The organism is Methanosarcina hadiensis, from assembly GCF_046529725.1.
Taxonomy (GTDB): domain Archaea; phylum Halobacteriota; class Methanosarcinia; order Methanosarcinales; family Methanosarcinaceae; genus Methanosarcina; species Methanosarcina hadiensis.
Window position 1 is genome coordinate 3556554 of record NZ_CP136241.1, and the last position, 11292, is coordinate 3567845.

The window sequence follows — 11292 nt, forward strand, 5'->3', positions numbered from 1 at the left end:
AAACTTAACTCAACCCCCGGCATTTAAACTTTTAGTTTCTCGGCTCCGGAATAGAAAATTAATAAAAATAAGATATAAGAGGTTAAAGAAAATAAAATTGAAAAAATAGTTTATTAGTACCGGATTTAAATATTTACTAGTACCGGATTTAAATATTTACTAGTACCGGATCTTTGCTCAACTTTATTTTGTGTAACAATTTTTGTGTAACAACTTTTATGTAACAACTTTTGATTTAATGAGAGCTAATTCGCGCTCTATATTTGAAATCCTGCCATCCAGGTGAGATCTGAGACTATCCCGACTGATTCGGATTTCTGAAGAAATTTCTACTCTGGCGAGGTCAATTTTGTTTCCCAGCACATCGATTTTTCCGCCAAAGGAATCGACTCTCCCGCCAAGCACGTCAATCTTCCCGCCCAGAGAATCAATCTTTCCTCCCAGGACGTCTATTTTCCCTCCCAGAAAATCCACTTTTTCTCCGAGAGAGTCCATTTTTCCCCCGAGAACGTCAATTTTTCCGCCGAGAAAATCCATCTTCTGGCAGAGGTTTGAATTCATCTCCCGAATATACCGTGCAGCTGCATCCATTCTTTCATAAGTTGCTGTGGTGATGTCTTCGTCCCTGATAAGCTCAAATATTTTGAATTCCCCTGTTGGGTTTTTGTAGCTGACCTCAATATTTTCTACCCTGATCGGATATTGGACGATATTAATTTTTTTGAGCAGCTCATTAATTGCGGCTTCGTCTCCCTCACAAACAACCTGCACTGTCCCGTCGTCGAGATTTTTAACGTATCCATTCAGATTCAGATTAAAGGCAATCTCATCAATGAAGTCCCTGAAACCTGCTTTTTGGACTCGGCCATATACTTTGATCTCGGCACGTTTCTGCATATGAGACCTATTTTTCTTAAAAGAAGATAAACTTTGTTGTCCCACCCGAGTCCCGTCTCGGGAGGACGGTGTCCTTTTCGCTCGCTCCGCTTCGCTCAAGAGGACTAATTTTTTGGTTGAGATAAACCCAAATACTGTCTAGGGAGCTCGAGGTCATTTTCACTCGCTCCACTCGCTCAAGAGGACAATTTATGAATCGGAGAAGTGAGTTTAGCTCAAAGAAGGCTAATAAATGGTCGAAAATAAATAATAAGAATTAAAAATAGCTGGAATATAGGTTTTACACTTGAGTCCATTGATCAAATAGGTTAAATTAATGGTTTTTATGAACCAGCTGATTTTAGAACAGCCTGTTTGGAACCCATGGATATTCTTTTCAGTTTTGAACCGGTTCATGAATTTTTCTTTTCAGTTTTGAACCAGTCTACGAATTTGTTCAGGCCTTTAGTGATATCGAATTGTGGGGTGTATCCTATGAGTTTGTTTCCAAGGTCAGTGTTTGCTAGCGTGTCCTCGGTGTCTCCTTTTTGCTTGTCGGCATATATTATTTCGGATGTTGAGCAGGTGATGGATCTCAGGGTTTCGATCAGGTCGTTTACACTGATGCGGTTTCCGCCGCCGATGTTCAGAACTTTTCCATCGGTCAGTTTGTTGTTAAGGAGTCTTTTGTTTGCTTCGACAACATCTTCTATGTACGTGAAGTCCCTGGTTTGTTCCCCGTCACCAAAGACTGTGATAGGCTCGTTTGAAAGCATTTTCCCTGTGAATATGGAGATTGCAAGGTCAGGCCTCATACGGGGACCATATACTGTGAAGTAGCGCAATGATGTTGTTGGGAGGCCGTAGACTTCATAGAAGACTCTGCAGTAATGTTCTGCAGCCAGTTTGCTGACGCCGTAGGGGGATACCGGTTCTGTGGGGTGTTGCTCATCAAAGGGCAGGTATTTTACTTTTCCATATACGGAAGACGACGAGGCATTGATGACCTTTTTCACACCGGCATCAAGGGAGGCTTTTAGTACGTTTAAAGTGCCAAGGACATTTACATCGTTTGGCTTGAACGGGTCCTGGACTGAGATTCTGACACCTGCCTGGGCAGCTTCGTGGTAAACATAGTCTACTGTGCTGTCAATGATATCTTTCATTCCGGAAAGGTCGGTAACGTCAGCATTGATATAAGTGGCGTTTCCACTGTCAAGGACAATATCCAGGTTTTTCCTTTTCAGGTCAATGGAATAATAGGGGTCAAGATTATCGACAATAACGATCTCATGACCATCTTTTGCAAGGCTTTCTGCGATGTGAGATCCTATAAAACCTGCACCGCCTGTGATTACAATTTTGGACATAAGTAAATCAACTCTTTATGAATCTGGACAGCTTTTTACGGCAATTTTCAGGAATTATCAGTTGTTGATTCTCGATTACGTTTTTTCTTCCGTTTTTCTAAATTTTCTGCAGGAATCGTTTGGAGATAATTTTATTACTGTTTTATTAGACTACCTATATACCGCAGGCAAACCTGAAATCCTTTTATGCGAGGTCCAGAGCGCTTAAAAGGAGATTTACAGTAGCTGGTATTTAAAAGTATAGTCAGAAAGAAACATTCATTTTCTAATGGAGTACCCCTCTTACAGTTGAATTCTCCTGTTTTTCGTTATCTTATGAGTACCTTTCAAATAGAAGCACTTAATCATTCAAATAACCCCAACCAATACATTGGGCATTAAATAAATCAAAGGGAATTGACGATATATAAAGGAAATGGTAAAAATAGAGGTCAAATCAGTAATATATAATCAATTAAATAATATAATTAATTGAATAAGAGTTATGCAGTTAAACTGAAAAACAAAGGCGTTAAACCCTCAACTGTCTAAGATACAAGTTTGATTGCAATGTCTCTTATTCCTGCTTTTGTACCTCAGGTGTGTAAGTCCTATATTAATTTATATATGAATGTCCATAAATTCAAGATACAATGAAACTGCAGAACCAGCGTGAGGTTGAAACATATATCAGCAAACTGCAGGAAATGCTTCCTGAATTGAAGAAGAAATACCCTATAAAATATATGGGGGTTTTTGGTTCATATGTCCGGGGAGAGCAGAGCCCATCGAGTGATCTGGATATCCTTGTAGAATTTAACGGATCTATAACACTGCTGGATTACGCCAGGCTTGAGAATGAATTATCGGATAAGCTTGAAATCCAGGTCGATCTGGTATCGAAAACTGCCCTGAAACCCAGGATAGGAAAACGCGTTCTTTCAGAGGTGGTTGAGATATGACCACCAGAATTGCGGGAGATTACATAGAAGATATACTTAATGCCATGATCGATATTCAGGATTTTATAGCTGAATATTCGTATGAGCAGTTTGTCAATGATAGGAAAACACAATATGCTGTGATCAGAGCCATAGAAATCATAGGAGAGGCGTCCAAGAATTTACCCCTGGAAATAAAAGAAAAATATAGAGCTGTTCCATGGAGAGATATGGCTACCATGCGAGACAGATTAATTCATGGTTATTTTGGTATAGATCCGATAATTTTGTGGGACACCGTACAAGAGGACGTCCCGCCTTTTATCCCTGTTTTCAAATCTATCCTCAGTGAAATTGAGTGAACTACAATTCAATTATAGTGATTCACTCAACAAACTACACTTTTGATTTATGGATAACTATAATTTAAGAGTAAATTAAACGAATTCTTGTATGAAAACGAATTCTTGCATGAGATGCATTCAAGAGGATTGAAGATTTAAACTTGAATATTATATTTATCGGCAACCCTCCTCGAGAAAGCCCCAAAGCAACCTTAACCAACAATCTGTTAGAAGTTCGAAAAAGAATCCAAAAAGTTCCTTTTTTGTACTCAGGAAGCTACCGGCAATTTTTAAGGAGAACAGCTCAATAAGAGAACAGTTCAATAGCCTTACACCAGAAAACGCAAGTATTTATAAGTATCAAATAGTTATTAATCAATAACTTTTTGTTACGTAAAAGCACCATAAAGCAATATCAAAGTCTATTGCAATCTCCAGGAGGCAAAGAAATGGCAGAAGCAGCAAATTCTGAGAAGGTAAAACCATCCCCAACTCTTAATACTATTCTTATGGTAGAAAATGCCCTGAAAAACAGCCCGGACAGCATTGTAACAGTTGCAGGCCTCAAGAAAATGTTGCCAAGACAGGTAAACCACAATACTCTGATAACCATTCTGGATTATCTGGAACAAAGCAATAAAATTGCTGTTGGGCTTAAGGGAATAACCTGGATCCACAGCAGGAATGAAAGCTTAAGAAAGGCAGTGGCCCAGGGACTCGAACTATGAAATATGTAAGGGTAATCCTTACCCCGGAAGCTGCGGATGCGTATCAGAATCTAATGAGCAAAGTATCGGACTCAAAGCAGGAAGAGGTGATCCTTAATGCGTTCCTTCAGAAGGTAGAACTGCTAAAGGAGAATATTTACTATGGACAGCCAATTGCCAAAAAACTGATTCCTGCGGAATACAAAACCAGGTACGGGATAACGAACCTGTTATTAAATAAGCCCCGGAAAACCACGGGATATATTTTCACGTAATGCGCAGCACATTACCTGAAGGGTATCAATAATCTTGATAAACTTTACTGCGATTTCCAACCCTAACAACCTCAATTATACACACCGGGTCTTTTATTGACATTATTACCCGATATTCGCCAACCCTCATGGAATACAGAGGTGTTTTCGCAGACAATTTTAGCTTCCTGACATGTTCATAAGGGTCTTCTTTGATTTCACCAATCGCATAGAAAATTCGTTTTTTCATATCAGATGGCAACTTATTAATATCTTTTATTGCGCGTGAAGTATATTCAATAGAGTACATTTAATCATCGATACCAAGCATCTTTTTTACTTTTTCTTCACTATATACCCTACCGGCTTTAATATCTTCTAAACTTTCTTCAATACCTGCGATTTCTTCATCTGTTAATGGATCGTTATCGTATGCCATTTTTATAAGTCGTTCAACTACTGAGTTATAAGGCTCATTTTTGTATATTTTCAAGCTGTCAAGTGTACTCTTAGTTTTAGGGTCAATACAAATTGTTGTTGTCGCTGCCATAGTACCTTATAGGAACCTATAAGAGATAAGCATTTTCAACACCTGTTTTTAGAAAACAATGCTCATCATAAAAATGAAATTAAAGGTTCTTTTTAAAGATTCTTTTGACCACCTGATGAGAATATTTCAGTAGAATTTGAATTTTTGGAAGGAAATCAAGAAGAACTTGATGTTAATCTCAGAAGAGCATATGCACATCTGGATAGTTATTGTTTCAGGTATGATAGGCACTATAGAGGTTATATTGTTTATAACTACTCAGTTAGGGAACTACCAGCCGAACCCCAAAGATTTATAGACTTCCAGATAAAATTAACCTTATTTACTGCACGCAGGTCATCTTTAACCCTGTGGGCAAATTTATGGCTTAAAATAAAATGGTGAATGGACTCGTGAACCTTTTTTAATTAAAAGAAATAATCAAATAGAAGTAAATAACATAGCCTGTAAGTAAAGCATCATAATTTGATTTAATAAACATCAGGAGATTGGCCTATGGACTTAAACCTGGAAGGTATGAACATTATAGTTCTGGCTAAAAATCATAATCCTTCTATCGTTTCCAAAGAATGGCTCAAAGATAATAAAATAATAGAGAACAATATTATCAATTTTGCTCACACTCCTGCATTTTCAGTCGTGGAAACAGAAACATTTTCTTTTGTAGAAGACCCTGACAGGCTTCAGGTTTCCATTAAAAAAGATGTTCCTGAGAATATTGAAAGATTGCAGAAAATTGTCAGCAAGTATGTTGAGCATCTACCTGAAACCCCTTATACGGCAGCAGGCATCAACTACCTCTATTCGATATACAGTAAAAAAGACGGGATTAAAAGTATATACCTGGTAAATGAAGAAAAATTCGATAAGTTGTTTCCAGAAAATTACCAGCTCGGCGGCTTTATTAAATTTAACTACGGAGATTTTCTTGTCAGGCTCAGTCTTCAGCCTGAAGATGAAAACAAAATTATTGCAGACATAAATTTCCACAGTGAAGTACAGAATGCTCAGGGTATAATAGATATGATAGAAAAATGCCTCCAAACAAAAGAAAAAGCGGAAGAAGTCCTGGAGGAATTATTCGATGAGTAATACTGCCAGCTCATCCTCTCTAAGTCCTACGGCTTTAATGGACAGAGAAACTATGGAGAAAAAAGGCTCTATCCTGAGTACCGTCAATTCTTCTGCACTTAGGGCTTTTCATAATTATTCCATAGAGAAGGAAAAAACGCCTGAAAGACTTTTTGAAATAGCGTCTGCCTTGCAGGACTCTTACAGGCCTGTGTTCCGATATTTGAATGATATTTTAAAAACTCCTCAGGCTGATATCTCCCTTCCTTTTGAGAAATATATTTTTGAGAAGATCATCTGGAATATGCATTACTTCCACCTGAACCGGGAAGTTATCCTGAAGATATCATTTTCAGACGGCTACTGGGAAGGAAGCTGCGAAGAACTGGGCATATTCGTTGCTTCTACGAACCCTGAAGAGTGCATAAGAGATTTCCAGGAAGAATTTTATGTCCTCTGGGAAGAGTACGCAAATGAAGATGATGAAAATTTGACGGCTGATGCCAGAGAACTCAAGTACAGAATCCTCGGGCTTGTAAAAGGTGTTGAACTTGCCGGTGAAAACCAGTAAGATTGCGGCTTCCCTCCTAAAAAAAGGCTTTGTCCAGAAAGAGACCCATCACAGTTATTACCTGCTTTTCGTAAACGGAAAGAAGACAAGCATACGCACGCGGCTCAGCCACGGCTCTTCCGAATACGGCTCAAACCTTTTGTCCATGATCAAAAAACAACTCCGCCTGGAAACAACCGAAGAACTCGAAGACTTCATAAACTGCCCCATGTCCGGGGAAGCTTATGTAGAACTTTTGCTAAAAAGAAACGTCATAAAACTGTGAATTCCTGAACACCCTACCCTATTCTCATAACCCAACTCTCCTCCCCATACCCCTCTTATTTTAAATGCATGAGCAGTCCGGCTATCGAATGCAGGAGAACCCCGGTAAAAGACATGAATACGCCAACGATAGTCAGAAGGATCATGAGCATTGTAGGCCCGAAGTTAAGGCTGCCGCCCAGATAAAATGCCCGTAAAAAAGTTAACCCCATATACAGTCCGACCGCCCCTAGGACGAAACCGGGCAGAGTGAAGTAATATAGAGGCTTGTTATATTCCATATCCTTAAAAATTTTCAGGAGAACAGTGAGCCCATGCCGTACCGGATTTTCGGTCGAGCCGTCTGTCTTCGATATTTTATCTAGTTTTACTAATTGCAATCTTACTAAGTCCATCAAGAGAATTTTTGTTAATTATAAGACGTTATATTACTAATTTTTGAAAACTAGATATTTAAGAAATTAATTAACTAAAAAAACATAAATAAGTTATTAACGCAAGAATTTTATATTCTAAGTGTTAAATGTTTTTTATTAAGAATTAATTCTTGGAAAAATATGAGATCAGGGGAGAAAAAAATGGGAAGTATAATGAACATATTAACTGTTGATGTTGAAGACTGGTACATGACTACAGACATCTCACGATGGGGAGAATTTGAAGACAGGGTTGTAGCTAGCACTGAAAAGGTGTTGTCAATTCTTGGAGACATAAAAGCAACATTTTTTGTATTAGGATATGTAGCTGAACAACATCCAGAGTTGATCTCACTTATTCATGAGGCTGGTCATGAACTTGGTACTCATGGATATAGTCATAAGCCAATCCAGTTACAAACACCAATCCAATTTGAAGAAGAACTCCTGAAATCCATGAAAATTATAGAATCCATTACAGGCACGAAAGTATGTGGACATAGAGCATGCCAGGCTTCAGTAATGAAGAGCACTTCATGGTCAATAGATATCATGAAAAAGTGTGGAATAGAATATGACTCCAGTGTTTTTCCTGTGAAAACACCTTTATATGGAGTTCCGGACGCTCCTTTATATCCATACCGAATATCTTCGAATAATATTTGTGAAGACTCTGAAGATGGAATATACGAATTTCCTTTAAGCGTTTACAAACTACCTTATAAGAATGTACCAATAGCGGGCGGATTTTATTTAAGATTATTTCCTTACTGGTTTACAAAAAATTCTATTAAAAGAATAAATAAAGAAGTAAAACCTGCAGTAGTATATTTACATCCATGGGAAATAGATGTTGGACAGCCGAAATCTCTGGAATTCAAACGATATCACTACTACAACTTATCTTCGACGGAACATAAAATTAAACAGTTGCTGAAAGATTTCAGATTTACGTCTATAAAGGAGTGGTTACAAAGCTAAAGAATAAAGAGTGTAGGAACCTTTAAAAATGCCGAAAGAAAAAATAATATCCTTTTTCAGCTATTCTCGCAACCATAAGTCTAAAACTTGTAGGATAGAGCTGTCTAAATATCTCATGCTAAATTCTTTTTTTATAAGCAGTTTTACATATAAAGATATCTTTATCTCTTGAATCCAAAAGTTTTCCTAAATTTTTCTTTTTATCCCACCATATTCACGGTGTGTGAATTAGATAATTATAAGACCGGAGGAGCATTGGCTGAATTCTAGAAACCAAATACTTAAGTAATTACAGGATGTAATTCTATAAAAATTAAATTAGTTGAGTGTAATTGTTCTGGCAAGGCCTCAATGAAAAAATGAGCATTGTATTTATTTCCGGCTTTTAGCATAAGACCATAAAATTTATGGAAGAAAGTGATTACTCACTCTTAGAATAATCAGTTTACTCTATATCTTTGAGAAATCTGAAGTCGGATTTGTCAATTTTGGAGAAATAACTCTGCCGTTAATGAATGAGAGAAAAAATATAAAATAAAAGTCCGATGATAGACCTAGAAAACCAACAATCTGCAATAGGGGTGAAAAAACTGACAAAAATCGCATTAATTACAGGCATAAATGGTCAGGATGGGAAATATCTTTCCGAACTCCTGATAAACAAAGGATACATTGTACATGGAATCAGGAGAGGAAACCCTCAAGCAGATACCAAGGACGAGAAAAACATTCACTTTCACTATTGTGATTTAACAGATTATTCAGAGATAATTAAAATTATTCAAAATATTCAGCCAGACGAAATATATAACCTTGCCGCCCAAAGCAACGTAAAAACTTCCTTTGAAAAACCTGAATATACTACCCTTACCAATGCTCTGGTCCCTTTGAAGATTCTGGAGATAATAAGAACCCTTGGGCTCGAAAAGAAGACCCGGTTTTTTCAGGCTTCAACAGGAGAACTCTTTGGTAATTCCCATGAAATCCCTCAGAAAGAGACAACTCCTTTTTATCCAAAAAGTCCCTATGCCGTTTCAAAGTTGTATGCCTACTGGATTTGTGTAAATTATAGAGAAGCTTACAATATTTTTGCCTGCAACGGCATCCTCTTCAATCACGAATCTCCGATACGACCTGAGAGTTTCGTATCCAGAAAGGTTACAAAGGCTGCTGCCCGGATTAAGAAAGGTCTTCAGGACAAGTTATATCTGGGGAACCTGAACGCCAAACGTGACTGGGGATTTGCCGGCGACTACGTGGAAGCTATGTGGCTTATGCTCCAGCAGGACAAACCAGAAGATTATGTTATCGCAACCGGAGAAGCCCACTCTGTGAGGGAACTTGTTGAACTTGCATTCAGGGAAGTAGATATAGAAATCGAGTGGGAAGGAGAAGGGCTTAACGAAGTAGGTAAGGACGCTTCAAACAAAAGAATTTTAGTAGAGATCGATCCCGCATTCTACAGACCAGTCGAAGCAAATTTGCTTGTGGGTGATCCATCAAAAGCCAGAGAACTGCTTGACTGGAAACCCAGGATTACCTTTGAAGAGCTTGTAAGGATGATGACCAGAAACGATATAAATTTAATTTGACAATTAACAATATACATTTTATTACAAAAGGTATGGTGAAAAGATGCCAAAAGTAGCATTTATTACAGGAATCACCGGGCAAGACGGGGCATATCTTGCAGAACTTCTTCTGGAAAAAGGATACATTGTACATGGAATGCAACGTAGAAATTCCCTGAGCAATACTGCCCGCATAGACCACCTGTTAAAGGACATTCATCAAAAAGCAAGCAACTTCTATCTTCACTACGGAGACCTGACAGATTCCCCTAACATAATCAAGCTCATCCACGATATCGAACCAGATGAGATATACAACCTCGCAGCCCAGAGCCATGTCCAGGTTTCCTTCGAAACTCCAGAATATACAGCAAACTCCGATGCCCTTGGAACCCTCAGAATTCTGGAAGCGATCAGAATTTTGGGCCTTGAAAAGAAAACGAGATTCTACCAGGCTTCAACAAGCGAACTTTACGGAAAAGTCCAGGAAATCCCCCAGAAAGAGACAACTCCTTTCTACCCCAGAAGCCCCTACGGTGTTGCTAAACTCTACGCCTACTGGATCACAGTAAACTACCGAGAAGCCTATGATATTTTTGCCTGCAACGGCGTCCTCTTCAACCACGAATCCCCTAGAAGAGGCGAAACCTTCGTAACCCGAAAAATCACAATCGCAGTTTCAAACATAGCAAAAGGCCTCCAAGACAAGTTGTATCTCGGCAATATGAACGCCAAACGTGACTGGGGCTTTGCCGGTGACTACGTGGAAGCAATGTGGAGAATCCTCCAGCAAGATGAACCCGAAGACTATGTTATCGGGACCGGAGAAACCCACTCAGTAAGAGAGTTTACGGAACTCGCATTCAAAGAAGCAGGCATTGAAATTGAATGGGAAGGAGAAGGAGTAAACGAAGTCGGAAAAGATAAGAAAACAGGCAGAGTTCTCGTGGAAGTGGACCCAAGATATTACAGGCCTGCAGAAGTGGAACTTTTAATTTCAGATCCTTCGAAAGCTAGAGAAAAACTTGGATGGGAACCGAAAGTTAGCTTTGAAGAGCTTGTCAAGATGATGATGGAAAACGACATAGGAATGTCGATTGATAGGAATGAAGCTATTGATTTTAAGCCTCTTGAAAGCCAAGAAAAAGTCAGATTGGAAACTGAAGGGAAGATTTGAAGAACTTGAGAAGGATAACGGAGTATAATCTTTGATATTCCATAAATTTCTTTACAAAGATCGAAGTTGTGCTGGTACACCCCGCCGCAATCAACGGAGTGTATTAACGCCACCGCTCAAAATTCCGTTAAAGAAAGAATAACCCTAAATAATTTAGATTAATCAGAAGTTAACGACCAGAAAATGGAATTGATACACCATAATCATTAACGGTTGCCGA

15 protein-coding genes are annotated in these 11292 nt (G+C 38.5%); 10 read left to right on the forward strand and 5 right to left on the reverse strand.

The features are described from left to right. Positions 1-216: 216 nt before the first annotated feature. Together RSJ42_RS15230 and RSJ42_RS15235 are read right to left on the reverse strand one after the other, a co-directional pair. Positions 217-897, reverse strand: coding sequence for an acylphosphatase (locus RSJ42_RS15230; RefSeq protein WP_410508109.1), 681 nt, complete (start codon positions 895-897; stop codon positions 217-219). A gap of 392 nt (positions 898-1289) precedes the next feature. Then, positions 1290-2246: an SDR family oxidoreductase gene (locus tag RSJ42_RS15235; protein WP_410508110.1), complete on the reverse strand. Its 957-nt coding sequence runs from the start codon at positions 2244-2246 to the stop codon at positions 1290-1292. 632 nt (positions 2247-2878) lie between these two features. On the opposite strand from RSJ42_RS15235, the gene RSJ42_RS15240 reads away from it, so the two are divergent. The 4 genes from RSJ42_RS15240 (at position 2879) to RSJ42_RS15255 (ending at position 4492) form a co-directional block, all read left to right on the forward strand. Then, positions 2879-3187, forward strand: a complete 309-nt coding sequence (locus RSJ42_RS15240) for a nucleotidyltransferase family protein (protein ID WP_410508111.1) — start codon at positions 2879-2881, stop codon at positions 3185-3187. After that, complete coding sequence (locus RSJ42_RS15245; RefSeq protein ID WP_410508112.1) at positions 3184-3528, forward strand: DUF86 domain-containing protein; 345 nt, start codon at positions 3184-3186, stop codon at positions 3526-3528. Before RSJ42_RS15240 ends, RSJ42_RS15245 begins: the two co-directional genes overlap by 4 nt. A gap of 431 nt (positions 3529-3959) precedes the next feature. Continuing rightward, the gene (locus tag RSJ42_RS15250) at positions 3960-4238 is read left to right on the forward strand and encodes a hypothetical protein (RefSeq protein WP_410508113.1); all 279 of its coding nucleotides are present in this window, start codon (positions 3960-3962) and stop codon (positions 4236-4238) included. Further along, entirely contained in the window at positions 4235-4492 is a 258-nt protein-coding gene (locus RSJ42_RS15255; protein ID WP_410508114.1) for a hypothetical protein, read from the forward strand. The genes RSJ42_RS15250 and RSJ42_RS15255 overlap by 4 nt, the downstream gene beginning before the upstream one ends. A 25-nt stretch (positions 4493-4517) precedes the next feature. On the opposite strand, the gene RSJ42_RS15260 is transcribed toward RSJ42_RS15255, so the two are convergent. Further along, on the reverse strand, positions 4518-4781 hold the full coding sequence (locus tag RSJ42_RS15260) for a type II toxin-antitoxin system RelE family toxin (RefSeq protein WP_410508115.1): 264 nt from the start codon (positions 4779-4781) through the stop codon (positions 4518-4520). Continuing rightward, the gene (locus RSJ42_RS15265) at positions 4782-5021 is read right to left on the reverse strand and encodes a hypothetical protein (RefSeq protein ID WP_410508116.1); all 240 of its coding nucleotides are present in this window, start codon (positions 5019-5021) and stop codon (positions 4782-4784) included. A gap of 495 nt (positions 5022-5516) precedes the next feature. Between RSJ42_RS15265 and RSJ42_RS15270 the strand changes: the two genes are divergently transcribed. The 3 genes from RSJ42_RS15270 to RSJ42_RS15280 are packed head-to-tail and all read left to right on the forward strand — an operon-like array spanning position 5517 to position 6928. Next, positions 5517-6113: a hypothetical protein gene (locus RSJ42_RS15270; RefSeq protein WP_410508117.1), complete on the forward strand. Its 597-nt coding sequence runs from the start codon at positions 5517-5519 to the stop codon at positions 6111-6113. Beyond that, positions 6106-6663, forward strand: a complete 558-nt coding sequence (locus tag RSJ42_RS15275; RefSeq protein WP_410508118.1) for a hypothetical protein — start codon at positions 6106-6108, stop codon at positions 6661-6663. Before RSJ42_RS15270 ends, RSJ42_RS15275 begins: the two co-directional genes overlap by 8 nt. Continuing rightward, complete coding sequence (locus tag RSJ42_RS15280) at positions 6650-6928, forward strand: hypothetical protein (protein WP_410508119.1); 279 nt, start codon at positions 6650-6652, stop codon at positions 6926-6928. The genes RSJ42_RS15275 and RSJ42_RS15280 overlap by 14 nt, the downstream gene beginning before the upstream one ends. Positions 6929-6983: 55 nt before the next feature. On the opposite strand, the gene RSJ42_RS15285 is transcribed toward RSJ42_RS15280, so the two are convergent. Then, on the reverse strand, positions 6984-7322 hold the full coding sequence (locus RSJ42_RS15285) for a hypothetical protein (protein ID WP_410508120.1): 339 nt from the start codon (positions 7320-7322) through the stop codon (positions 6984-6986). A 183-nt stretch (positions 7323-7505) separates the two neighbouring features. On the opposite strand from RSJ42_RS15285, the gene RSJ42_RS15290 reads away from it, so the two are divergent. From RSJ42_RS15290 to gmd (RSJ42_RS15300), 3 genes are all read left to right on the forward strand, one after another. Then, on the forward strand, positions 7506-8324 hold the full coding sequence (locus RSJ42_RS15290; RefSeq protein WP_410508121.1) for a polysaccharide deacetylase family protein: 819 nt from the start codon (positions 7506-7508) through the stop codon (positions 8322-8324). A 590-nt stretch (positions 8325-8914) separates the two neighbouring features. After that, positions 8915-9916 (forward strand): GDP-mannose 4,6-dehydratase, encoded by a 1002-nt coding sequence (gene gmd / locus RSJ42_RS15295; RefSeq protein WP_410510389.1) that lies wholly within the window; start codon positions 8915-8917, stop codon positions 9914-9916. 43 nt (positions 9917-9959) lie between these two features. Continuing rightward, positions 9960-11072 carry a GDP-mannose 4,6-dehydratase gene (gmd, locus tag RSJ42_RS15300; protein ID WP_410508122.1) on the forward strand — a complete coding sequence of 371 codons (1113 nt, stop codon included), beginning with the start codon at positions 9960-9962 and terminating at the stop codon, positions 11070-11072. The last annotated feature ends 220 nt before the right edge of the window (positions 11073-11292 follow it).

Excerpts from the sequence above, each read along its gene's own strand:
- RSJ42_RS15285 (WP_410508120.1), bottom strand. The coding sequence starts at position 7,322 with ATGGACTTAGTAAGATTGCAATTAGTAAAACTAGATAAAATATCGAAG.
- RSJ42_RS15250 (WP_410508113.1), top strand. The coding sequence starts at position 3,960 with ATGGCAGAAGCAGCAAATTCTGAGAAGGTAAAACCATCCCCAACTCTT.
- RSJ42_RS15245 (WP_410508112.1), top strand. The coding sequence starts at position 3,184 with ATGACCACCAGAATTGCGGGAGATTACATAGAAGATATACTTAATGCC.
- RSJ42_RS15230 (WP_410508109.1), bottom strand. The coding sequence starts at position 897 with ATGCAGAAACGTGCCGAGATCAAAGTATATGGCCGAGTCCAAAAAGCA.
- RSJ42_RS15235 (WP_410508110.1), bottom strand. The coding sequence starts at position 2,246 with ATGTCCAAAATTGTAATCACAGGCGGTGCAGGTTTTATAGGATCTCAC.
- RSJ42_RS15275 (WP_410508118.1), top strand. The coding sequence starts at position 6,106 with ATGAGTAATACTGCCAGCTCATCCTCTCTAAGTCCTACGGCTTTAATG.
- RSJ42_RS15255 (WP_410508114.1), top strand. The coding sequence starts at position 4,235 with ATGAAATATGTAAGGGTAATCCTTACCCCGGAAGCTGCGGATGCGTAT.
- RSJ42_RS15265 (WP_410508116.1), bottom strand. The coding sequence starts at position 5,021 with ATGGCAGCGACAACAACAATTTGTATTGACCCTAAAACTAAGAGTACA.
- RSJ42_RS15270 (WP_410508117.1), top strand. The coding sequence starts at position 5,517 with ATGGACTTAAACCTGGAAGGTATGAACATTATAGTTCTGGCTAAAAAT.
- RSJ42_RS15290 (WP_410508121.1), top strand. The coding sequence starts at position 7,506 with ATGGGAAGTATAATGAACATATTAACTGTTGATGTTGAAGACTGGTAC.
- RSJ42_RS15240 (WP_410508111.1), top strand. The coding sequence starts at position 2,879 with ATGAAACTGCAGAACCAGCGTGAGGTTGAAACATATATCAGCAAACTG.
- gmd (WP_410508122.1), top strand. The coding sequence starts at position 9,960 with ATGCCAAAAGTAGCATTTATTACAGGAATCACCGGGCAAGACGGGGCA.
- RSJ42_RS15260 (WP_410508115.1), bottom strand. The coding sequence starts at position 4,781 with ATGTACTCTATTGAATATACTTCACGCGCAATAAAAGATATTAATAAG.